The sequence below is a fragment of the Pseudomonas sp. Irchel 3F3 genome, assembly GCF_900187545.1.
In the GTDB taxonomy this organism is placed as follows: domain Bacteria; phylum Pseudomonadota; class Gammaproteobacteria; order Pseudomonadales; family Pseudomonadaceae; genus Aquipseudomonas; species Aquipseudomonas fortuita.
Map to the genome: position 1 here is coordinate 69,480 of NZ_FYDS01000015.1, position 24,080 is coordinate 93,559.

The window sequence follows — 24,080 nt, forward strand, 5'->3', positions numbered from 1 at the left end:
CCTCACCTTTGTAGCTGGGCCATTGCTGAATGTGCGTAATTGAAATAAATTGCGACTAATTCTCATTAGCGCGCAACAGCACCATGCCTGACTCCCTCCCCTCGACCGGACACAGCCTGGCCGGCCTGTACGCCAACCACCATGGCTGGCTGGTGAACTGGCTGCGTGGCCGCCTGCAGTGTTCGCAGCAGGCCGCCGACCTGGCCCAGGACACGTTCGTGCGTGTACTGCTGGCCGACCGCAGCCAGCCTTTGCTCAGTGAACTGCGCGAGCCACGCCACTTTCTGGTCACCATGGCCAGGCGCGTGATGATTGACAGCTTCCGCCGTCGGGCACTGGAGCAGGCCTACCTGCAACTGTTGGCCGAACAGCCCGAACAGTATGCGATTTCCCCCGAGGAACGCTGGATGCTGGTAGAAACCCTGCAAGCACTGGATGCGATGCTTGAAGGCCTGGGCAAGAAGGTCAAGCAGGCGTTTCTGTTATCGCAGTTGCGTGGCCTGGGCTACAAGGACATCGCCGCCCAGATGGGCGTATCAGTCAGTTCGGTCACCAAGTACATTGCCCGCGCCACCGAGCACTGCTTGCTGTTTGCCCTGGAACACGCCCAGTGAGCCCGCTGCCCCAAAGACAGGCACTGAGCGCCGCCGCGCAGTGGTTTGCCCGGCTGGGCGAGGCCCCTGCCGACCCGGACCTGCAGCAACGCTGGCAGGCCTGGCATGCGGCCGACCCGCAGCACCAGTGGGCCTGGCAACGGGTGGCCATGTTGCAGGCTCAACTGAACCAAGCACAAGGCGCACTGGGCCATGACGTGCTGGAGCGTGCTGGCCAGCAGGGCCCGGCGCTGCAGCGGCGCATGCTGCTCAAGGGGCTGTTGCTGGGCGCGGGGCTTGGCGCCCTGGGCTGGCGCGGTTATCGCGATGCGCCGGCGTGGCTGGCCGATGTGCGCACCGCCATCGGCGAACAGCGCAGGTTGACGCTGAGTGACGGCAGCCGCCTGATCCTCAACACCGGCAGTGCGGTGGACATTGCCTTCAGCAACGACACCCGCCAGCTACGGCTGCGTGCCGGGGAGATCTTTGTCGAAACTGCCGCCGATCACCGCCCGTTCATGGTCAGCACTGCCGAAGGCCACATCAGGGCGCTGGGCACCCGGTTCAGCGTCAGGCAACAGGACCACCAGACCCGCGTATGCGTTTACCAGCATGCCGTCGTCGTGAACCCGATCAACGCGGGTGGCGAGCAAACCCGCCTGGACAGTGGCCATGGCGTGTTGTTCGACAAAACCCGCATCCTGCAACGCATGCCACTGGCCAGTACCGACGCGGCCTGGACCGAAGGCCAACTGGTGGTGGACGATTGGCGCCTGGATCACCTGCTCGAAGAATTACAGCGGTACCGCAGCGGCTACCTGGGCTGCGACACGGCCGTCGGCCACTTGCGGGTTTCCGGCGCCTATTCGCTCACCGATCTTGACCTGACCCTGGCTACCGTTGCCCGCTCGCTGCCGGTAAAGCTGGTGCGCCATACCCGCTTCTGGACACGCGTGGAGCCATTGAGAGGCAATGCCTGAAAAAAATGCACAGGGCATTGTCGATTTGCCCTCGCCCATTCGCCTCCCTGGCAATACACCGAAAACCCTACGCCCAGGAAGCCCGTATGCGCCGCCTTATCTCACCACCCCGCCAAGCACTCACGTTTGCCTTGCTCGGCGCCTCGCTCGCCCTGCTTCCGCCGCTGCTACCCGGTGCAGCCGTGGCCCAGGCAGCCAACGCGCAGAAGACCTACGCCATCAGCAGCGGCCCGCTGAGCACGGTGCTCGGCCGCTTCGCCAACGCGGCCGGGATTGTGCTGTCGTTCGACAGCCAGCTCACTGCTGGCAAGCAAAGTGCCGGCCTGCAAGGCACCTACAGTGTCGAACAGGGCTTCGCCACTCTTCTGGCTGGCACCGGCCTGGGCGTTGCGCCTGCCGAGCAAGGTGCCTATGTGCTGTACCCAGCCGAAACCGGCAATGCCGTGCAGCTGGGCGCGACCAGTGTGGTGGGCGATGGCCTGGGCGAAACCACCGAGAACACCGGTGCCTACACCACCGGACGTACCCGTACCGCAACCAAGCTGGGCCTGTCACTGCGCGAAACGCCGCAGTCGGTCAGCGTGGTCACGCACCAGGTGATGAATGATCACCACCTGGCCTCGATCGACGATGTGGTGAAGTTCACACCGGGGCTTTCCAGCAACCATCGTGACAGCGAACGCTATACCTTCTACGCCCGCGGCTTCCAGATCCAGAACTTCCAGTACGACGGTATCCCTGCGCAAATCGCCAACGAGTCGCAGCAATTCACCAGTACCTTGGCCGACATGGCAATTTATGACCGAGTCGAAGTGGTACGAGGTGCCACCGGCCTGCTCAGTGGCGCAGGCACGCCGTCAGCCACGCTCAACCTGGTGCGCAAGCGGCCTACGGAGGATGCACAGGCGACGGTGGCTGGCGAAGTCGGTTCATGGGACCGCTACCGCACCGAGGCCGATGTCTCCGGGCCGCTCACCGAAGCCGGCAACATCCGTGGCCGCCTGGTCGGGGTGTACGAAACCGCCAACTCGTTCGTTGACTGGTACAAGACCGACAAGCGCGTGATGTACGGCGCCCTGGACATCGACCTGAGCGAAGACACCCTGCTGCGCCTGAGCCTCGACTACCAGAACAACAATGCCGACGGCGTCAGCTTCGGGCACATCCCTTTGTTCAACAGCGATGGCAGCGCAACAAACTTCTCGCGGTCGTTCAACCCGGCCGCACGCTGGAGCTACCTGAACAATACCCAGTACAACTTCACCGGCATGCTGGAGCACAAGCTGGCCAACGACTGGGTCGCCAAGGCCGCATACAGCCACCAGTACGCGTACCGCCGTGGCGTCACCGGCTCCGCCAGCGCCGGTACGCCCGACCCGCTTACCGGCAGCGGCGTATCGATGTATATCAACCGCCTGGACAGCTACCAGACCCAGGACAATTTCGACCTGTACGCCACCGGCCCCTTCCAGCTGGGTGGCCGCGAACATGAGCTGGTGTTGGGCAGCAACCTGGCCTACACCCACCTCAACTACCCCACCTACGAACGCGGCTTCCCTGCGGTCGACAACATCTATGAGTGGGATGGCAACCCCCATGGCAAACCGCACCTGGCCAAGACCGAAGAGAGCCTGTCACGCCTGAGCCAGTCCGGTGTCTACGCCGCCGTGCGCCTCAAGCCGTATGATCCGCTGTCGATCATCCTCGGCAGCCGGGTCAGCTGGTGGAACCAGAAGGACGACAGCAGCGATGATTTGACCGGCGAGGTCACTGGCCGCGACCGGACGAAGAAGTCCGGCGTGGTCACGCCCTACGCCGGTGTGGTGCTGGACCTGAACGACACGTATTCGGTGTACGCCAGCTGGACGCAGATTTTCCTGCCACAGACCTATTACAAGACCGCCAGCAATACCTCGCTGGACCCGCTCGAAGGCGACAACTACGAGCTTGGCATCAAGGGCGAGTTCTACGACGGCGCTTTGAACGCCAGCGCCGCACTGTTCGAAGTCAAACAGAAGAACACGCCGCAATTGGTGGATGACAGTGGCCCCCAGGAAATCTACCGGGCCATTGCCGGCACCACCACCCGCGGCATCGAGACGGAAATTTCCGGCGAGGTACTGCCAGGCTGGAATCTATTTGGCGGCTACACCTACCGCGAGTCCCACGACAAGGAGGGCAACCGCGTCGAGACCAACCAGCCGATGAACCTGTTCAAGCTGGCCACCACCTATCGCCTGCCCGGTGACTGGAACAAGCTGACAGTGGGCGGCAACATGACATGGCAAAGCGATATCTACGCGGTCAATTCAGACCTGGGCACCAAGGCGCACCAGCGTGACTATGGCGTGGTCGGGCTGCTGGCCAACTATGCCTTCGATGAACACCTGAGCTTGGGGCTGAACCTGAACAACCTGTTCGACAAGAAGTACTACGACGGCCTGGGCACGTTTAGCTCCGGCTCTTATGGTGAGCCACGCAACCTGGTGGCGAATGCCCGCTGGCGGTTCTGAGGGAATGCACGCGAACGGGGCTGCCGGGCAGCCCCATCATGCCCGCCATCGATGAATGATCCACACATATCATTCAGCGTGATATTAACCTTCGTCCCGTTCGATTCGTGCCTCACGCGCAAGACACTCACACTCCGCCCACTACTAATACATTGGCGGAGTTCTCCATGGAACAATCTCTCAAACCCTTGCGCTTTCCCCTCGCTGCCTTGGCAGTGGTGGTGATCAGCGCTTGCGGTCGAACCCCAGACGCCGTGCAGGCTCCCGCCGCGCCGAAGGTCACTGTGGCCAAGGTGATCGAGCAACCGATCAACGAATGGGACGAGTTCACCGGCCGCCTCGAAGCCCCGGAAACGGTCGAAGTTCGCCCGCGGGTCGCTGGCCAGATCGATCAGGTCGCCTTCACCGAAGGCGCCCAGGTCAAAAAAGGCGACCTGCTGTTCCAGATCGACCCGCGCCCGTTCCAGGCTGAAGTCCGCCGCCTCGAAGCCCAACTGCAACAAGCCAAAGCCACCGCCATTCGCAGCGCCAACGAAGCCCGCCGTGGCGAGCGCCTGCGCGACAGCAACGCCATTTCTGCCGAGCTTGCAGAATCGCGTAGCAGCGCTGCCGCCGAAGCCCGCGCCGGCGTCGACGCGATCCAGGCGCAACTCGACCTGGCGCGCCTGAACCTCAGCTTTACCCGCGTCACCGCGCCTATCAGTGGCCGCGTCAGCCGCGCCCAGTTCACTGCCGGCAACATTGTCACTGCCGATGTCACCCCGCTGACCAGCGTGGTGTCCACCGACAAGGTCTACGCCTACTTCGACGCCGACGAGCGCGTGTACCTCAAGTACACCCAGCTGGCGCGCGACGGCCAGCGTGGCCAGAGCACCCCCGTGTACCTGGGCCTGACCAACGAAACCGGCAACCCGCACCTGGGCCAGATGAACTTCGTCGACAACCAGGTCAACCCGCGCACCGGCACCATCCGCGGCCGTGCAGTCTTCGACAACCGCGACGGCCAGTTCACCCCGGGGCTGTACGCACGCCTGAAGCTGGTGGGCAGCGCGCAGTACGACGCCGTACTGATCAATGACGAAGCTGTGGGCACCGACCTTGGCAAGAAGTTCGTGCTGGTCATGGACAAGGACAACAAGGCCGCCTACCGCGCCGTGGAACTGGGGCCAAAGCTGGAAGGCCTGCGCATCGTGCGCAGCGGCCTGGGCAAGGATGACCGCATCGTGGTCAAGGGCCTGCAGCGCGTGCGCCCAGGCTCGCCGGTCACCCCGGAAGAAACCCAGATGGCCAGCGAACAGACCCTCGCTGCCCTCGCCCAGCAGCGCCAGGCACTGGAGGCCAGCAACCCGGCGCCGAAGGTGGCGGGCAACAACGTGAAAGTCGCCAGCGCCCAGGCGCCACGCGGTTAAGGGAACCTACCGATGAACTTCTCGAAATTCTTCATTACCCGGCCGATTTTCGCCGCGGTGCTGTCGCTGGTGCTGCTGATTGCGGGTTCGATCTCGCTGTTCCAGCTGCCGATCAGTGAATACCCCGAGGTGGTGCCGCCCACCGTGGTGGTGCGTGCCAACTTCCCGGGCGCCAACCCCAAGGTCATTGGCGAAACCGTTGCCGCGCCGCTGGAGCAGGCCATTACCGGTGTGGAGAACATGCTGTACATGTCTTCCCAGTCCACCGCAGACGGCAAGCTGACGCTGACCATCACCTTCGCCCTGGGCACCGACCTGGACAACGCCCAGGTGCAGGTGCAGAACCGCGTCACCCGTACCCAGCCCAAGCTGCCTGAAGAAGTGACGCGTATCGGTATCACCGTTGACAAGGCCTCGCCCGACCTGACCATGGTCGTGCACCTGACCTCACCGGACAACCGCTACGACATGCTCTACCTGTCCAACTACGCCATCCTCAACATCAAGGACGAGCTGGCACGCCTGGGCGGCGTAGGCGACGTGCAGCTGTTCGGCATGGGCGACTACTCACTGCGCGTGTGGCTGGACCCGAACAAGACCGCTTCGCGCAACCTCACCGCCAGCGATGTGGTCGCGGCCATCCGCGAGCAGAACCGCCAGGTGGCCGCCGGCCAGCTGGGCGCCCCGCCCGCCCCCGGTTCCACCAGCTTCCAGCTGTCGATCAACACCCAGGGCCGTCTGGTCAACGAGGAAGAGTTCGAAAACATCATCATCCGTGCCGGTGCCGATGGCGAGATCACGCGCCTGAAAGATATCGCCCGGGTCGAGCTCGGCTCCAGCCAGTACGCCTTGCGCTCGCTGCTGAACAACCAGCCAGCGGTGGCGATCCCGATTTTCCAGCGCCCAGGCTCCAACGCCATCGAGATCTCCGATGAAGTGCGGGCGAAAATGGCCGAGCTGAAGAAGGACTTCCCTGAAGGGATGGACTACAGCATCGTCTATGACCCGACCATCTTCGTGCGCGGCTCCATCGAAGCAGTCGTGCACACCCTGTTTGAAGCCCTGGTGCTGGTCGTGCTGGTCGTCATCCTGTTCCTGCAGACCTGGCGTGCCTCGATCATTCCGCTGCTGGCTGTGCCGGTATCGTTGATCGGCACCTTTGCGGTGATGCACCTGTTTGGCTTCTCGCTCAACGCCTTGTCGCTATTTGGGTTGGTGTTGGCCATCGGCATCGTGGTGGACGACGCCATCGTCGTGGTGGAAAACGTCGAGCGCAACATCGGGCTGGGTCTCAAACCGCTGGAAGCCACGCAAAAAGCCATGAGCGAAGTGACCGGGCCGATCATTGCCACCGCCCTTGTGCTGTGCGCCGTGTTCGTCCCTGCGGCCTTCATTTCGGGCCTTACCGGGCAGTTCTACAAGCAGTTCGCCCTGACCATCGCCATTTCCACCGTGATCTCGGCGTTCAACTCGCTGACCCTGTCGCCGGCCCTGGCTGCCGTGCTGCTCAAGGACCACCATGCGCCCAAGGACCGTTTCTCACGGTTCCTCGACAAGCTGCTGGGCAGCTGGCTGTTCTCCCCGTTCAACCGTTTCTTCGACCGCGCCAGCCACCGCTACGTGGGTGGCGTGCGCCGTGTCATCCGCTCCAGCGGCATCGCCCTGTTCGTCTATGCCGGCCTGATGGGCCTGACCTACCTCGGCTTCTCGTCCACGCCGACCGGTTTCGTGCCGGCCCAGGACAAGCAGTACCTGGTGGCATTTGCCCAGTTACCTGACGCCGCCAGCCTCGACCGTACCGAGGCGGTGATCAAGCGCATGAGCGAAATTGCCCTGAAGCAACCTGGCGTGGCCGACTCGGTGGCCTTCCCTGGCCTGTCGATCAACGGTTTCACCAACAGCCCGAACAGCGGCATTGTGTTCACCCCGCTCAAGCCGTTTGATGAGCGCAAGGACCCGAGCCAGTCGGCCGCTGCCATCGCGGCTGCACTCAATGCCCAGTTCGCCGATATCCAGGACGCCTACATCGCGATCTTCCCGCCGCCGCCAGTACAGGGCCTGGGCACAATCGGCGGCTTCCGCCTGCAAATCGAAGACCGTGGCAACCTGGGTTACGAAGCGCTGTACAAAGAAACCCAGAACATCATCGCCAAAAGCCACAACGTGCCGGAGCTGGCGGGCCTGTTCACCAGCTACCAGGTCAACGTGCCGCAGGTTGATGCCGCCATCGACCGGGAAAAGGCCAAGACCCACGGCGTGGCGATCACCGACATCTTCGACACCTTGCAGGTTTACCTGGGCTCGCTGTACACCAACGACTTCAACCGCTTTGGCCGTACGTACCAGGTCAACGTCCAGGCTGAGCAGCAGTTCCGCCTCGATGCCGAGCAGATCGGCCAGTTGAAAGTGCGCAACAACCTCGGCGAGATGATTCCGCTGGCGACCTTCCTCAAGGTCAGCGACACCTCTGGGCCAGACCGCGTCATGCACTACAACGGGTTCATCACCGCAGAAATCAACGGTGCAGCAGCCCCGGGTTATAGCTCTGGCCAGGCCGAAGCTGCCATCGAGAAGCTGCTGAAAGAGGAACTGCCCAACGGCATGACCTTCGAGTGGACCGACCTGACCTACCAGCAAATCCTCTCGGGTAACACCGCGCTGCTGGTGTTCCCTCTGTGCGTGCTGTTGGCGTTCCTGGTGCTGGCCGCCCAGTACGAAAGCTGGAGTTTGCCGCTGGCGGTGATCCTGATCGTACCGATGACCCTGCTGTCGGCCATTACCGGTGTGATCGTGTCAGGTGGCGACAACAACATCTTCACCCAGATCGGACTGATCGTGCTGGTGGGCCTGGCGTGCAAGAACGCGATCCTGATCGTCGAGTTCGCCAAGGATGAGCAGGCCAAAGGCCTTGACCCGCTGGCTGCGGTACTGGAAGCCTGCCGCCTGCGCCTGCGGCCGATCCTGATGACGTCGATTGCCTTCATCATGGGTGTGGTTCCGCTGGTGTTCAGCTCCGGTGCCGGCTCGGAAATGCGCCATGCCATGGGTGTGGCAGTGTTCTCGGGGATGATTGGCGTGACCGTGTTCGGCCTGTTCCTGACCCCGGTGTTCTTCTTCCTGATCCGCCGTTTCGTCGAGCGCCGCCAGGCCCGCAAGGCCGAACACGCTCAAGTGCTGGAGAACCATGCATGAACCTGCTCAAACCCCTGACCCCAAGCCTGCTGGCACTGGCCCTGGCGGCCTGTGCGGTAGGCCCGGACTACCAGGCCCCGGCCACCGAACCTGCACAACTGAACAGTGATGTGCAGGCCAAAGCTTATGACCGTAGCCGCTTCGAAAGCCTGTGGTGGAAGCAGTTCGACGACCCGGTGCTCAACCAGCTGGTGCAGGCTTCGCTGGACGGCAACCGTGACTTGCGCGTGGCCTTCGCCCGTCTGAAATCCGCCCGTTCGATCCGCGAAGACGCCGAGAACGACCAGTTCCCGGTCGTGACCAGCCGCGCCAGCAGCGACATCGGCAAGGGCCAGATCCCCGGCCAGACCACGCAGCGGGTGAACAGCGAGCGCTACGACCTGGGCCTGGACATGGCCTGGGAGCTTGACCTGTTCGGCCGCATCCAGCGTCAGATCGAAGCCAGCGAGGCCCAGGAAGCGGTAGCTGCCGCCGACCTGCAACAGTTGCAGGTCAGCCTGATCGCCGAATTGGTCGATGCCTATGGGCAGCTGCGCGGTGCGCAACTGCGCGAGAAAATCGCCCTGGCAAACCTCAAGACCCAGCAGGAGTCGCGGACCATTACCGAAACCCTGCGCGATGCCGGTGTGGGCAACGACCTCGATGTCGTGCGTGCCGATGCACGCCTGGCCGGGGTCGAAGCCACCGTGCCGCAACTGCAGGCCGAACAGGCCCGGGCGCGGCACCGCATCGCCACCCTGCTCGGCCAGCGCCCTGACGCGCTCAGCGTAGACCTGTCGCCCAAGGCCCTGCCGGCCATCGCCAAGGCATTGCCGGTGGGCGACCCGGGGGAGCTGCTACGCCGTCGTCCGGACATCCGTAGCGCCGAACGCCAGCTGGCTGCCGCCACCGCCAATGTCGGCGTGGCCACGGCAGACCTGTTCCCTCGCGTCAGCCTCAGTGGCTTCCTTGGCTTTACCGCCGCTCGCGGCTCGCAGATCGGCTCCTCGGCAGCCAATGCCTGGGCGTTGGGCCCCAGCATTACCTGGGCGGCCTTCGACCTGGGCAGCGTGCGGGCCCGCCTGCGCGGTGCCAAAGCCGATGCCGAAGGGGCTCTGGCCAACTACGAACAGCAGGTATTGGTGGCCCTGGAAGAGTCGGCCAACGCCTTCAGCGATTACGACAAGACCCAGCAGCGCCTGCTGTCGCTGATGCGCCAGAGCGACGCCAGCCGCAAGGCAGCGGAGCTGGCCTCGATTCGCTATCGCGAAGGCACGGTGGACTACCTGGTACTGCTCGACGCCGAGCGCGAGCGGCTGAGCGCTGAGGATGCGCAGGCCCAGGGGGAGGTCGATCTGTACCGCGGCATCGTCTCCATCTACAAAGCCCTGGGCGGCGGCTGGCAACCGCAGACGGTGGCCAGCGCACGCTGATACACCCGTTCAAACGACTCCTTTGGTTGGCTCCTCCCCCAACCGTTTGCCCCGCAGGCCTTGGTCGGCGGGGCTTTTTTATGTCGTTGAATTTTCAGCGCCTGCGAGATCGAGCGCCGCCCGCGCGGCGCATCGCGAGCTGCGCTCGCTCCTACGTTTGTTTCGGGCCAATCGAAACCTGCGAGATACGCGCGCGACCGCCTTGGTGCCTGCACTCGGTTGCATTTGCCCCCCGGCTGGCCCAAGCTCTGCCCTTCCCGCCACCACGGACCGTCCGATGCACAGACGCAACCGCTACCTGATCGCCCTGCTGCTGTTGATCCTGGTATCGGCCCTGTTCGGTTACCTGTGGCGCGATGAGCAGCCAGCCCCGCCGACCTTGCCTGCACACAGCTATGCCAAGGCGCTGCGCCAGGCCCATGACGGCCAACCCGGCGCTGCGCGCGTGCTGTACCAGCAATTGCAACGCGACGACCTGCCCCCTATCCGCCGCGCTGCACTGTATGCCGAGTTACCCAACTACCCCTCCCCCCAGGCATTGAAACTCGCCCGCCAGGACCTGGAGCATGCCGACCCGCTGGTGCGCCGTGCGGCCATTTCCGGTATCCGCCGCCTGCTGCCGGCGGCGCAGCGCAGCCTGGTACTCGGCCCACTGCTGGACGACGACGAACAAAGCGTGCGCTTTGCTGCCGTGGATGCGCTGCTAGGCCTCGACCCCGATGCTATCGGCCTGTACTTCGGCCCGTTGCAGGCAGCCCTTGAACACTACCAGCAGGCGCTCGAGCAACAACCCGAGGATGCCGACGCCCAGGTACACCTGGCCCGCCTGTACCTGCACGAAAACGACTACGCCCAGGCAGCCGCGGCCCTGCAGCGCGCGCTGGACGTTGCACCCGGCAACCTCGACGCCTTGGCCACCCAGGTGCGTTTGCTGGAGCGTCAGGGCCAGCACGATGCCTCGCGCCAGGTACTGGGCAAAGCCTTGGCACTCAGCCCCGACTCAGCCTTCCTGCAGTACGAGCTTGGGCTCTGGCTGATCCGCCACGAGCAACGTGAATACGCCTTGCTTGCCTTGTCCCGCGCCGTCGAACTGGACCCGGACAACGCCGATTACCGCTATACGCTGGCAGTCACTCTGCACGAACTGGAACAACTCGACGCAGCCCAAAAGCAGCTGGAAACCGTGCTCAACCGGGAGCCGGCCAACCGCCGCGCTCGAGTGCTGCTGATCCAGTACTGGAAAGAGACCGGGCAATTGCAGAACGTTCAAGTGCTATTGGCCGAGCTGGAACGGCAGAACCCGGACGACCCCGCACTGCAGCAAGGCCTATAGGCAATATCTGACTATTGTTGAACCCAGGCCGTTTACCAAGGGTCCAGTGGGTATCAGGCCACCCCTGCAGGAGAGTCGTTTTGTCCCATTCATTGGCGCTGGATGAACGTGCCTTGATCCTGGCACCCCCGCCATTAGCGGCGGATACCTCGCGCCTGCTCGCCTCAGCCGGCATCAATAGCCTGTGCACCGTTGACCTGTCCAACCTGCAGACTTGCCTGGCAGAAGGCGCAGGCCTGGCAATCATTGCCGAGCAAGTGTTCGACAACGGCCCCAGTGCGTTGCTGCAAGCATTCATCGACCAGCAACAGAGCTGGTCGGACCTGCCCATCGTGCTGCTCATGCAGGGCGCCTGGTCGGCCGCTTGTGCAGGCAACCACCCAGAGGGGAATCTTTTGCTGCTGGTCGCCCCGTTCGACAACGACCAACTGCTGCACATGACCCGATCCGCCTTGCGCAACCGACGACGGCAATACGCTGCACGCGACCAGTTGCACGACCTGCAGCAGCGCCTGAACTCACTGGGAGCGCCGCCAGAGAAGGAACACAAACCCAGCGAGTTCGCCTGCTACGAGACACGCAAGATGGAAGCCATTGGCCAACTGGCCGGGGGTGTTGCTCACGACTTCAATAACCTGCTTACCAGCATTGGCGGCAGCTTCGAACTGATTGAACGGCGCCTGCATCAAGGCCGCAGCGATGGCCTTGACAGCGTACTGCGGATGGGACGTGAGGCAGTAACACGCGCCGCTCGCGTGACCCACCGCTTGCTGGCCTTCTCCTCCCGTCAATCGCTGAACAGCCAGCGTGTCGACCTGCACGGCCTGCTCGAGGTGAAACGCCTGAAAACCTGCCTCAACCCTGCCATAACGTTACACGTGCATACCGCCAAAGACCTGTGGCCCGTAGAAGCTGATGCCAAACAGTTGCAGGAAGCCCTCGACAACCTGCTGTTCAATGCCTCAGAAGCCATGCCCAGTGGCGGCCAGCTGCGAGTCGAGGCAAGCAACCAGCATATCCCCAGCAAGCAGTTCACCAGTGGAGCTCTGTGTCCTGGTGACTACCTGCGCCTGAGCATCATCGATGACGGCCAGGGCATGGCGCAAAGCACCCTTGAGCGCGCTTTCGAGCCGTTTTTCAGTACCAAGGCGATCGGCCAGGGTATCGGCCTCGGCCTGTCGATGGTCTACGGCTTCAGCAGGCAGTCTCACGGGCATCTCGCACTGCACAGCCAGATTGGCCTGGGCACTCGGGTAGACCTGTACCTGCCGCGCCATATCGGCCAGGCAACGGCACCAAGCAAGCCGATACCTGTGCAGGAGAGCCGGGGCCGTCACGTGCTGGTGGTCGAAGACGACCCCCATCTGCGCCAATTGTTGTGCCAGGCACTGCGTGAGAGCGGCTTCCCCTGCCGCAGCGCGGCCAACGCCACCCAAGGGCTCAAGGTGTTGCGCTCCTCTCAGCCCGTGGATTTGCTGGTCAGCGACATCGGCCTGCCCGGTATGAATGGCCGTCAACTGGCCGAAATTGCCCGCAGCCTGCATCCACATTTGCCCGTGCTGTTCATCACCGGCTACGCGGAAACGGCCATGGCCCGCGAGGGTTTTTTGGGCACGGGCATGCACTTGATCTGCAAACCATTCGAACTGAAAGACTTGCAGACGCAGGTCACGCAGATTCTGGGCCGCCCCTGAACCCCGTCATTGTTCGAGCATGCTTAGCGCCTGATCGGCAAGGTCCGCCAGCAAAAACGGCTTGTTCATCAATGCCGTTCCCGGCTGATCAAGCAGCTGCGCTTCAACAGGATGGTCAGCGTAGCCGGTGATGAACAGGATCTTCTGCGAAGGAAGCTGCATGCGCATGGCCTTGGCCACTTGCCGGCCACTGAAGCCGCCGGGTAAACCGATGTCGGTAATCACCAGGTCGAAGGGGCCATCAAGGCGAAAGCGCTCCAGCGCAGCATTGGCGTCACTCGCATCAGTGACCACAAAACCGCGTTCAGTCAGGTACTCGCGCATCACGGCACGCAAGTTCAGCTCGTCATCGACCAGTAACAGGCGCTCACCCTGGGCCATGCGGTGGGAACGTTGCACTGGCTTCGGCGCTTCGGGTGCCGGGTCGTGGCACCTTGGGAAAAGCATGGAAACCCTGGCCCCCTGATTCGGGCTCGACTCGATCCAGGCGTATCCCCCCGATTGACCGACAAAACCATACACCATCGATAGCCCAAGCCCGGAACCACGGCCGATGGGCTTGGTGGTGAAGAACGGCTCAAAAGCCCTGGTAATGTCGCGCGTCGAAAAGCCGTGGCCGTCGTCCTCCACATGCAAGGCAACGTAGTCGCCTGGCGGCAGCCCATTTTCATCAGGGAAGCTGGCCGTCAACCGCTCGTTGACGCTGCGTACAGTGACATTGCCACGTTCCAGGCAGGCCTCCCGGGCATTGGCGCAGAGGTTGACCAAGGCATTTTCAAGTTGGGTAACGTCAAGGCATACGGCCCACGGCGCGACATCCAGTTGCCAGTGCAAGCGCATCTCTGCGCCCAGCGTCTTCAATAGCAACGGCTCGCTTAGCCGCAACTGCCGGTTGAAGTCCAGGGGCTTGGGTGCAAGCGGTTGATGCCGAGAGAATGCCAGCAGGCGATGGGTCAGTTCCATGGCGCGTAAGACCGATTCGCGAGCGACCTCCAAATAGGCGTCAACACGCTCCAGGCGGCCATCCTGAAGGCGCCGCTGCAGCAGTTCCAGGCTGCCACCGATGCCAGACAGCAGGTTGTTCATCTCATGGCCCATGCCGCCGGCCAACTGGCCAACCACCTCCATGCGTTCGCTATTGCGCATCAGCGCTTCAGACTTACGCGCGGCCTCTTCGCGGTCTTCGGTGATATCCCGACCGACTGCCGTCAACAGGCTGCCATTGAACCGGGCACTCCAGCGGAACCAGTGATAATGGCCATCGCAGTGACGCAAGCGCGTCTCCAGTTGCTCGGTATTGCGGTATTGCAGGAACCCGGAGACTGCCACTTGTACCTCGGCGCGATCCGCCGGATGCACCAGCTCCAGCACCGGCACATCGTGAACCTGCTCCTCGGACCAGCCCAGAATGCGGTACCAGGCGGGGTTAACGGCATGCAGCTTGAGTTCAGGGGTAACCGTCATCATTGCATCCGGGGACAGTTGCCAGATCTGCTCGCGCTCGGCCACATGGCGCGCTATCTGTCGTTCATAGCCCTGCACCTGCTCACGCCAATGATGGTACGCCTCCACGCTGGCCGTGGTCTCGATCACCTTGTGCAGAAACCCCGCCACGTTTCCAAATTCATCGCGCAGGGGTGCATAACCGAACGCGCACCACAGCGGCTCGCTGCCTTCGACGCAGACGAGCAGGGGCTGGTCCTCGACAAAGTTCGAACGCCCTTCAAGCGCCTTGAATACCCAGGGCCCCATTGCCTCCCAGAGGTCACTCCAGAGCGCATCGAACGCATTGCCCAGCGCATCCGGCCTGGCGGCCCGCAGCGCCCGGTAGCCATCATTGTGCACCACGCAGAGGTCTGCCCCCCAGACCACTGCGCAAGGAAACGGTGACGAGTGCATCATGTCGACGGCAATGCGCAACGAGGCCGACCAACGTGGCAACGGCCCAAGTGATGTGTGCCCCCAGTCGAACTGCGCAATTCGTTGGCTCATCAGATCGAGCGGTGCCGATACGGGCGTTTTCAAGGTGAGCTCCCGCGCAGGCTTGCGCGGCGTACCGTGTGCGGGCAATAGCGTTACTCCACCAATGCGTAGATTACCTCGGTTCCGAGGCTGCCCCGGAGGGGTTCGTTCACGTTAGCACAGCACAAGCTGCGCACGATGGCGGACTTGCGCCTGGCAGCTATGCTGATTAGGTTTTCCCCTGGGCCAGGGAGCAACGGCCCATTCAGGTTGCCGACAGGAGCATGGTCATGAGCAAGAAAATGCTGGTAGTGCTGACCAATACAGCCAAGTATCCGACCTTGAATCGGGCGACCGGGCTGTGGCTGGGTGAAGCGGTGCACTTTGTCGAAAAAGTCGAAAAGGCCGGCTACACGGTCGATTATGTAAGCCCTGAGGGTGGCTACGTCCCTGTCGACCCACACAGCCTGCAGATGGCCCCCGACCTGGACTGGCAATGGTATGACGACAAGCGTTTCATGACGCGGCTGGGCACAAGCTTGAGCCCTGGCCAGGTAAAAGCCGACGAATACAGCGTCATCTACTACACCGGCGGCCACGGTGTGATGTACGACTTCGCCGATAACCAGCCGCTGCAAGAGGTGGCACGCAGGATCTACGAGAAAGGGGGTATCGTTGCCGCGGTCTGCCACGGCGTAGTCGGCCTGCTCAATATCAAGCTCAGCGACAACAGCCTGCTGCTTAAAGACCGTAAGGTGACCGGGTTTTCTAATATTGAGGAAAAACTGGTCGAACTGGACAACATAGTGCCGTTCCTGACAGAAAACGAGCTAGGTGGCCGTGGTGGGGTATACAGCAAACATGAGGACCCGTGGAAACCCTACGTGATCGCGGATGGTCAGCTGATCACCGGGCAGAACCCTGCCTCCACTGCACTGCTCGCCGACAAAGTACTGGCAAAACTCGACGGTAGATAAAGCCTTACATCAGCCTTTTGGTTTTCCTGCCCCGCAAACTGCACGCGGACTACAGCCGGCCGATCAAATGAACGCTTAGGCTCATGGCTCAGCTGTACACCTCGAACAGCTAGGCCGGAGAGCGATTGCGCTATGTTGAAAATCATGCACGCCGGGCGTCGCCTGCGGGAGCTGCTGCTACTTGCTACGGTGGCCCTGGTGCCTGTGGTTTCAGGTTTGCTGGTGATGATTGTCCAGTTGGAAATGAAGCTTGCGGAAAACGCGACCATCTCAGTCAAGGAGGCGGTATTCAGCGTTGACCAGGCACTGAACCGCATGCATGAAGCTGCCCAGCGTACCCTGCCGCTTGCAGGCCAAGCTTGCGACAGCGTCAAAAAAATGCTGCAGGAACAGGTCATGAGCCGCTCCATGCTCAGGTCGCTTACCCTGGTCGAAAGTAACAAGGCCTATTGCAGCAGTACTTCAGATTCCCTGGAAGACCTATCGTCCTTTGCCTTGTCCGGCAAACAGGTCGAACTGTCCTACGGGCAACCCGACAAACGCCGCAAGCTGGTTGTCAACTATCACTTGCAGGGCATGAACGGTAGCGTGATCGTGACCGCCTATGCCACCCAGCTACGCAGCGAACTGGATGGTTTTCAGGATGGGCTGACACTGCTGCTGGAGTTCGACGACCGCTACATCTGGAGCCAAGGCGACAGCCGTGACGCACAGCGCCCCTCGCAGTCCGAGTTCTTTGCAAGCGCGGTGTCTTCCAGGTATGGATACAGGGTAAAAGGCGGTTACGCCGAGGGCTTCACCGCACAGGAAATCCACCAGTCGATGATGCAGATCGTTCCATCATTGACGCTGGTAGGGATCGCAACCGCCTCGATTGTCTACCTGGGTTTGTTCAGGGCACGGGCCCACAGGCGTGGGGCGGCCACCGAGCACGCATGATGGCGGCGCCCCTCCAGCAGGTTCAGTCGGTGCTCAGCACGCCACGGCGTACCTGGTCGCGCTCGATGGATTCGAACAATGCCTTGAAGTTGCCTTCGCCAAAGCCATCATCCCCTTTGCGCTGGATGAACTCGAAGAACACCGGGCCGAGCAGGGTTTCCGAGAAAATCTGCAACAATAGGCGCTTGTCTTCAGGTTGAGAGGCACCATCGAGGAGGATACCGCGAGCTTGCAACTGGTCGACCGGCTCACCATGGCCAGGCAACCGCTCTTCGAGCATTTCGTAGTAAGTTTGCGGCGGCGCCGTCATGAAGCGCATGCCGAAGCCTTTCAGGGCGTCCCAGGTCTTGAGCAGGTCGTCGGTCAGGAAGGCCACGTGCTGGATACCTTCGCCGTTGAACTGCATCAGGAACTCTTCGATCTGCCCGGCGCCCTTGGACGATTCTTCGTTGAGCGGGATACGGATCATGCCATCGGGAGCCGTCATGGCCTTGGACGTCAGGCCGGTATATTCACCCTTGATATCGAAGTAGCGGATCTCGCGGAAATTGAACAGCTTCTCGTAGAAGCCAGCCCAGTAGGCCATGCGCCCGCGGTACACGTTGTGGGTGAGGTGGTCGATGATCTTCAGGCCGGCACCCACCGGGTTGCGGTCCACACCTTCGATGAAGTTGAAGTCGATGTCGTAGATCGAGCTGCCTTCGTCGAAGCGGTCGATCAGGTACAGCGGCGCACCACCGATGCCTTTGATCGCCGGCAAGCGCAGTTCCATCGGGCCGGTTTCGATTTCCACCGGCTGGGCGCCCAGTTCCAGAGCTCGGGCATAGGCCTCATGGGCATTGCGCACGCGGAACGCCATGCCGCACACCGACGGGCCGTGTTCGGCGGCAAAGTACGAGGCGATGCTCTTGGGTTCGTTGTTCAGGATCAGGTTGATGCCACCTTGGCGGTACAGGTGCACATCCTTGGAACGGTGGCTAGCCACCTTGGTGAAGCCCAGTATCTGGAACACCGGTTCGAGTACGCCAGGGGTAGGCGAAGCCAGTTCGATGAATTCGAAACCCATCAGGCCCATTGGATTTTCAAAGATATCAGCCATGTTCGTGTCCTCATCTGCAGCGAAAAATTATAGATTGCGCGGGATGTAGAACAGAAATGGCGGGGAGCAAGGGATACCACGCACGCTGCGGGCGAGGTAGTCACCTATGATCAGCTTGAACCCATGGTATGTCATATGGACCCATTCTCGGCGGGCTTGATCCTTCGGAATTGAAGGACCTTATTGTTGTATTCGTAAATGGATTCTACATTGCGTAAAATCGTTTGTCGCGTTTTAGTTGCCCCCCCGTTCCGACAAGCGGCTATTCTCTCGTTACCCTCAACACAGATTATTCCAGCATGCCCCTTACCGCTAAACGCCGCGCCCGCCTGGGCTGGCGCAACCTGCTGCCCTGGGTCGTCGGCGTGCTGCCGGTATTGTGCGGCCTTGCCGTGATGAACTGGCAGGTCGAGCGCGAGATGCAGACCAACAGCCAGGCCACCACACGCCAAGCGGTGGAGCATCTCGAACGCATCCTCGACAACCTGTCCGGCGCTGCCAATGCGCTCCTGCCCCTGACTACCCTCCCTTGCGACCAGGCCAAGCTTATGCTGCGTGCCCAGGTAACTCGCAATGCCTTCGTACGCTCGACCAACCTGTTCAGGCACAACAACCTTTATTGCACCTCGCTGTTCGGCGAATTCGACGAGCCGGTCAACGCTAGCGACTACACAGACGGCAAACTGTGGCTGATGGACGGCAACTCGGTCACCCCGGGGCATCCGCTATTGGTGTACCGCGCCAGCGACGGCGACCACGGCGCAATCACCACGGTCGATGGCGACCACCTGCTGACAGCACTGCGCCTGATCGGCCCCGATGAAGACCTGCAAATACGCGTGGGCGATGCCTGGATGGGCAAGGATGGCGTGGTACACAAAGGCGTGCCCCCTGCGGCCGCCAGCGCCAATGTGCTGTTGGGCTCGACGCGTTACCCGTTCAGCGTGCAAGGCGGCTACAGCGCCGACAAGCAAGGACAGCTGCTGCGCAGCCACTACCCTGCCCTGCTCAGCCTGCTGCTGGTGCTGGGTGCCGTGGCCGCACTGGCTTGCCGCTGGCAGATTCGCCGCGCCACCTCACCCCGCGCCGAACTGGATCGGGCCCTGCAGGCAGACGAATTCCTGCCGTACTTCCAGCCGGTGGTGCGCAAGGGCGATTACCGCTGGGCCGGTGCCGAAGTGCTGATGCGCTGGAACCACCCACGAGAAGGCCTGGTCCGCCCTGACCTGTTCATTCCCTATGCCGAGCATAGCGGGCAGATAGTCGCGATGACCCGATCGCTGATGATGCACACTGCCCAGAGCCTCGCGCCCTATGCCGGGCTGCTGGGGGACGGTTTCCACATCGGGGTCAACATTACCGCCGACCACTGCCGTGACTTGCGCCTGCTGGACGACTGCCGCACCTTCCTGCAGCACTTTCCGCCCGGCCGGGTGGTGCTGACCCTGGAGCTGACCGAGCGCAAGCTGATCGAACCCACCCCCGTGACCCTGGAACTGTTCGAGAAGCTGCATGCCATGGGGGTGATGATTGCACTTGATGATTTTGGCACCGGGCAGTCAAGCCTCAATTACCTGCGCCAGTTCAAGGTCGACTACCTGAAAATCGACCAAAGCTTCGTCGCCATGATCGGCGGCGACGCGCTGTCGCTGCACATTCTCGAAACCATCATCGAGCTGTCAGCCAAACTTGGCCTTGGCATCGTTGCCGAAGGTGTCGAAACCGACACCCAGCGCGACTACCTGGCCCGCCATGACGTGGACTTCCAGCAAGGCTACCTGTTCGCCAGGCCCATGCCGGCGGCGCAGTTCCTTGAGGCACTGACCGCACATCCGGGCGCGTCACGGTTGCCGCAAGACGCGCCCCCTGAGATCATGCGCGGCTGATCCAGCCGCTCAACTCCCCTATTCGAGGCACTCGTGTCAAAAGGCATTGTTTCATCGGTCATGGCGTCCTGTTTGTTCGCTGTGATGTACTTCTATACCTCGCTGCTCACGCCACTCGATGGCGAAGAGATCTTTGGCTGGCGCACCCTGCTGACACTGCCCTGCCTCACCTTGTTCATGCTTGTCTCGAAAGACTGGAAACGGGTAGGCGAGCTGCTGGCCCGGGTAAAACGTACGCCAGTGCTGTTGCTGGGCATGGTCGGTACGTCGTGGTTAATGGGCGTGCAGTTGTGGCTCTTCCTCTGGGCCCCCCTGCACGGGCGCAGCCTGGAAGTGTCGATGGGCTACTTTCTGCTGCCGCTGGCCATGGTCCTGACCGGGCGGCTGGTGTATGGCGAGCGCCTGTCGCGGCTGCAAAAGGTCGCCGTGGCCTGCGCCGCGCTGGGCGTAGGCCACGAGCTCTACCAAAATGGCAGTTTTGCCTGGGAGACCCTGCTGGTGACGATCGGCTACCCGATCTATTTCGTACTGCGCCGGCGTTGCCGCACTGACCACCTGGGTGGCCTGTGGTGCGACATGTGCCTGCTGCTGCCATGGGCGCTCTACTTCGTGATCCAGGGCCCGCTGTCGTCTGGCGACCTGCAGGCCCACCCAGGCCTTTATGCCTTGATCCCCGTCCTTGGGGCGATCAGCGCCTCAGCCCTGATCGCCTACGTGCTGGCCAGCCGCTTGCTGCCATTCAGCCTGTTCGGCCTGCTCAGCTACGTCGAGCCGGTGTTACTGGTGGGGGTCGCGCTGCTGCTGGGTGAAACCATCGGCCCGGATCAGTGGCTGACTTACCTGCCGATCTGGGCCGCGGTGCTGGTACTGGTGCTCGAAGGCTTCAAGCACCTGCTGCGCCAGCGTCGCCGCTCGGTATAAGCCGAACCTGGCGCACCCGCCGCTCTTCAACCGCTTCCACGGTGAGCGTCCAGCCATTCCACGCCAGACGGTCACCCACCATCGGCAGGCGATCGAGCAGGCTCATGACCAGGCCCGCGAGGGTCTGATAATCGTCGGTGGCACGTGCGCTGAAGCCGGTACGTGCCTGTACCTGGCTCAGGTTCAGTGCACCGCTCACCACAAAGCCTTCACCCTCCTGGACAATGCCAGGGCCTTCAACTTCGCTGGCATCTGGCAGCTCACCGGCAATCGATTCAAGAATGTCGGTCATGGTCAACAGGCCGGTGAAGTCACCGAACTCGTTGATCACGAAGGCGATGTGGGTCGACTGACCACGCATCTGCTCCAGGGCGTTGAGGATGCTGAAGCTCTCCAGCAGGTTCAACGGCGCCCGTGCCATGCCTTCCAGGTCCGGCTGGCTGCCCGACAACAACTCCTTGAGCAGCTCCTTTTTGTGCACGAAGCCCAGCGGTTCGTCGACACGGCCATCACGAATCAACGGCAGGCGCGAGTATGGCGAATTGGCCAAGGCCTGCGTGATGGCTTCGGCCGGCTGCGCCAGGTCGATCACATCGACTTCGGCACGTGCGGTCATCACCGTTCGGATAGGCCGCTCGGCCAGGTTAAGTACGCCACTGATCATTATCCGTTCACGGCGGTCGAACAGCACCTGTTCCTCGCCACCCTCAACCATGTCGGCGATTTCCTCGCCCACCTCGTCAGCCTCGACCCGGCGGCCGCCCAGCATGCGCAGCACGGCATGTGCGGTGCGTTCACGCAGCGGCCTGTGCTGCTGCAAGCTGCGCTTGCGACGGGCACGCGCCAACTGGTTGAACAGCTCGATCAGGATCGAGAAGCCGATCGCTGCGTACAGGTAGCCTTTCGGGATATGGAAGCCCAGGCCCTCGGCGGTAAGGCTGAAACCAATCATCATCAGGAAGCCCAGGCACAGCATGATCACCGTGGGGTGGGCGTTGACGAAGCGGGTCAGCGGCTTGCTGGCAACGATCATGATACCGATCGAGAAAATCACCGCGATCATCATCACCGACAGCTCTTCGACCATGCCCACCGCCGTGATCACCGCATCCAGCGAGAACACAGCATCCAGTACCACGATCTGAGCGACGATAGGCCAGAATGCGGCATGGCGCAGCGTGCCACTTGCCTGGGTGACATGGCCCTCCAGGCGCTCGTGCAGCTCCATGGTGGCCTTGAACAGCAGGAACACACCGCCGAACAGCATGATCAGGTCACGGCCCGAGAAGCTCTTGTCGAACACCTCGAACAGCGGCGCAGTCAGGGTGACCATCCACGAAATACTGGCCAGCAGGCCAAGGCGCATGATCAACGCCAGGCTCAGGCCGATCACCCGCGCGCGGTCTCGCTGATGGGGCGGCAGCTTGTCGGCCAGAATGGCGATAAACACCAAATTGTCGATACCCAGCACCAGCTCGAGGACGATAAGCGTCAACAGGCCTAGCCAGGCCGTGGGGTCGGCTAGCCATTCCATTAGCGGGTACTCACGAGCGAAGCGTCACGAGGACGGAGGGGGGACGGCCTGAAAGGCCAGAAACTGGGGGGCTCCGCGAAGGTGCTCATATAGACCTTGATAGCAAATTGGGACAAGAATCGTACAAGCACAGCAGGTTTATCTGATAGCGCAAAACTATTACAAAACCTTAAAGGAATTTGAGTCTGTATTTTTGTAGGTACTTTTCTTCAATACCGTCGACCGCCAGCAGCTGAAAATCATGGCTCCTTCCCACCACCGGATCTTTCTCATGAGCCTGTCCATGTCCATGGCCGCCTTCGCACTGGCGGCGTCAATTTCCCCCGGCCCGGTCAACATCATTGCCCTGAGCAGCGGCGCCAACCATGGCCTACGCGCCAGCCTGGCACATGTGGCTGGCGCCACGCTGGGTTTCTGCCTGTTGCTGGTGCTGGTCGGGCTGGGCTTGCACCAGCTGCTGGTGCGTTGGCCGCTGATGGGCCAGCTGCTGCACTGGGGCGGGGTAACGTTTCTGCTGTACATGGCGTGGAAACTTGCGCGCAATGATGGCCAACTGACCGGCATGCACTCGACACCCGCCCCCTCGGCCTGGCAAGGCGCGGCGATGCAATGGCTGAACCCCAAGGCCTGGCTGGCAGCAGTGGCCGGGGTCGGCGCTTATACCGGTGGTGAGCAGCACTTGCTGTGGTTGTTCACCTGGATCTACGGGCCGATCTGTTTCATTTCGGTGGCCAGCTGGGCATGGGCTGGCAGCGTGGTTCGCCAGTACCTGGGCAACCCACGGCACCTGCGCCTGCTCAATCGAGGGTTGGCGGTGTTGCTGGTGGGCAGTGCTGTCTACCTGGTTATCTGACGCCAGCCGCATTCCGATAATGACCCGGCGTCGCCGCCAGATGCTTTTTGAAAGCCCGCTGCAAGTGCGCTTGGTCTGCAAACCCGGCCTCCTGCGCAACCTCGGCAATCGCCCGCCCCTGACGCAACTGCGCCCTGGCCAGCTGAACACGCTGGTCGAGCAGGTAGCCATGCGGTGTCAGCCCATAATGTTGGCGGAAGGCTCGAATCAGATAGGCGCGCGACAGGCCGCACGCTGTGCAGATATCTTCAAGGCTCAGTGGATCGGTGCGATGAGCACGTATGAACGCTGCTGCCGCGCTCAGCCGCGGGTTGCCTTCGGCCCTCGCCTGGGCGTTGGCGCCGAGAAAGTCCGGCAATGCGCCAAACAGTTCTGCCAAGCGGCCTTCCCGATCAGGCACGCCCGCATCGAACAGGTCAGCGAACCCCTGCAACAACCGCTGGTACAACGCAGGCGAGCTGCTCCAGGTCTGCGTAGGCAATTTAAAGCCTTGCGCCTGTAGCCAGGACATATCGACGAACAGCATCAGGTAAGACCAGGGCTCAGCGTCGATGGGGTTGCAGGCATGCACAACACCCGGGTTCATCAGCACGGTGGTACCGGCCCCTACCTGGATGCGCAGGTCACCGTTGAGGTAGGTACTGCGCCCACCCGTGATCACGCCGATTGAAAAGCTCTCATGGGAGTGCGCGGCGTAGCACACCTGGCGCCCGTCCCCTACCCGCCGGGCTTCGACAAAGGGCAATGCATGATCACGCCAGAACCGCGAAACCTCGATCATCC

The 24,080-nt window shown here is 62.1% G+C and carries 17 protein-coding genes; 13 read left to right on the top strand and 4 right to left on the bottom strand.

All coding sequences use genetic code 11. The annotated features are described in order from the left end of the window. Positions 1-83 precede the first annotated feature (83 nt). The 8 genes from CKW35_RS25375 (at position 84) to CKW35_RS25410 (ending at position 13,126) form a co-directional block, all read left to right on the top strand. On the top strand, positions 84-614 hold the full coding sequence (locus CKW35_RS25375) for a sigma-70 family RNA polymerase sigma factor (protein ID WP_023048544.1): 531 nt from the start codon (positions 84-86) through the stop codon (positions 612-614). Continuing rightward, positions 611-1,573 (top strand): FecR domain-containing protein, encoded by a 963-nt coding sequence (locus CKW35_RS25380; protein ID WP_095117132.1) that lies wholly within the window; start codon positions 611-613, stop codon positions 1,571-1,573. Before CKW35_RS25375 ends, CKW35_RS25380 begins: the two co-directional genes overlap by 4 nt. Before the next feature lie 86 nt (positions 1,574-1,659). Further along, positions 1,660-4,086, top strand: a complete 2,427-nt coding sequence (locus CKW35_RS25385; RefSeq protein WP_095117134.1) for a TonB-dependent receptor — start codon at positions 1,660-1,662, stop codon at positions 4,084-4,086. A 167-nt stretch (positions 4,087-4,253) separates the two neighbouring features. After that, entirely contained in the window at positions 4,254-5,495 is a 1,242-nt protein-coding gene (gene mexE, locus CKW35_RS25390; RefSeq protein WP_095117136.1) for a multidrug efflux RND transporter periplasmic adaptor subunit MexE, read from the top strand. A 12-nt stretch (positions 5,496-5,507) separates the two neighbouring features. Then, positions 5,508-8,687, top strand: coding sequence for an efflux RND transporter permease subunit (locus CKW35_RS25395; protein ID WP_016486703.1), 3,180 nt, complete (start codon positions 5,508-5,510; stop codon positions 8,685-8,687). Then, a complete protein-coding gene (locus tag CKW35_RS25400) occupies positions 8,684-10,099 on the top strand; it encodes an efflux transporter outer membrane subunit (RefSeq protein ID WP_095117138.1) in 1,416 nt (471 codons plus the stop codon). Before CKW35_RS25395 ends, CKW35_RS25400 begins: the two co-directional genes overlap by 4 nt. 277 nt (positions 10,100-10,376) lie before the next feature. Next, on the top strand, positions 10,377-11,432 hold the full coding sequence (locus tag CKW35_RS25405; RefSeq protein ID WP_016486701.1) for a HEAT repeat domain-containing protein: 1,056 nt from the start codon (positions 10,377-10,379) through the stop codon (positions 11,430-11,432). Between the two features lie 80 nt (positions 11,433-11,512). Then, on the top strand, positions 11,513-13,126 hold the full coding sequence (locus CKW35_RS25410) for a response regulator (RefSeq protein ID WP_095117140.1): 1,614 nt from the start codon (positions 11,513-11,515) through the stop codon (positions 13,124-13,126). 6 nt (positions 13,127-13,132) lie between these two features. On the opposite strand, the gene CKW35_RS25415 is transcribed toward CKW35_RS25410, so the two are convergent. Then, positions 13,133-15,196 (bottom strand): ATP-binding protein, encoded by a 2,064-nt coding sequence (locus CKW35_RS25415; RefSeq protein ID WP_095117142.1) that lies wholly within the window; start codon positions 15,194-15,196, stop codon positions 13,133-13,135. A 182-nt stretch (positions 15,197-15,378) separates the two neighbouring features. On the opposite strand from CKW35_RS25415, the gene CKW35_RS25420 reads away from it, so the two are divergent. After that, the gene (locus tag CKW35_RS25420) at positions 15,379-16,065 is read left to right on the top strand and encodes a type 1 glutamine amidotransferase domain-containing protein (protein WP_095117144.1); all 687 of its coding nucleotides are present in this window, start codon (positions 15,379-15,381) and stop codon (positions 16,063-16,065) included. A gap of 132 nt (positions 16,066-16,197) precedes the next feature. Beyond that, entirely contained in the window at positions 16,198-17,004 is an 807-nt protein-coding gene (locus CKW35_RS25425; RefSeq protein ID WP_016486697.1) for a CSS-motif domain-containing protein, read from the top strand. Positions 17,005-17,026: 22 nt separating this feature from the next. Here CKW35_RS25425 and hppD read toward each other — a convergent pair whose 3' ends face one another. Then, on the bottom strand, positions 17,027-18,103 hold the full coding sequence (gene hppD / locus CKW35_RS25430) for a 4-hydroxyphenylpyruvate dioxygenase (protein ID WP_016486696.1): 1,077 nt from the start codon (positions 18,101-18,103) through the stop codon (positions 17,027-17,029). Positions 18,104-18,402: 299 nt separating this feature from the next. Between hppD and CKW35_RS25435 the strand changes: the two genes are divergently transcribed. Both CKW35_RS25435 and rarD read left to right on the top strand, forming a co-directional pair. Further along, positions 18,403-19,989, top strand: coding sequence for an EAL domain-containing protein (locus tag CKW35_RS25435; protein WP_016486695.1), 1,587 nt, complete (start codon positions 18,403-18,405; stop codon positions 19,987-19,989). Positions 19,990-20,022: 33 nt separating this feature from the next. Continuing rightward, positions 20,023-20,910, top strand: a complete 888-nt coding sequence (gene rarD, locus CKW35_RS25440; protein WP_024717647.1) for an EamA family transporter RarD — start codon at positions 20,023-20,025, stop codon at positions 20,908-20,910. On the opposite strand, the gene CKW35_RS25445 is transcribed toward rarD, so the two are convergent. Then, positions 20,873-22,444 (bottom strand): TerC family protein, encoded by a 1,572-nt coding sequence (locus tag CKW35_RS25445; protein WP_023048161.1) that lies wholly within the window; start codon positions 22,442-22,444, stop codon positions 20,873-20,875. The genes rarD and CKW35_RS25445 overlap by 38 nt on opposite strands. 271 nt (positions 22,445-22,715) lie before the next feature. Between CKW35_RS25445 and CKW35_RS25450 the strand changes: the two genes are divergently transcribed. Continuing rightward, positions 22,716-23,297 (top strand): LysE family translocator, encoded by a 582-nt coding sequence (locus CKW35_RS25450; RefSeq protein WP_095117146.1) that lies wholly within the window; start codon positions 22,716-22,718, stop codon positions 23,295-23,297. On the opposite strand, the gene CKW35_RS25455 is transcribed toward CKW35_RS25450, so the two are convergent. Then, positions 23,290-24,078, bottom strand: coding sequence for an AraC family transcriptional regulator (locus tag CKW35_RS25455; RefSeq protein WP_095117148.1), 789 nt, complete (start codon positions 24,076-24,078; stop codon positions 23,290-23,292). The genes CKW35_RS25450 and CKW35_RS25455 overlap by 8 nt on opposite strands. Positions 24,079-24,080 lie beyond the last annotated feature (2 nt).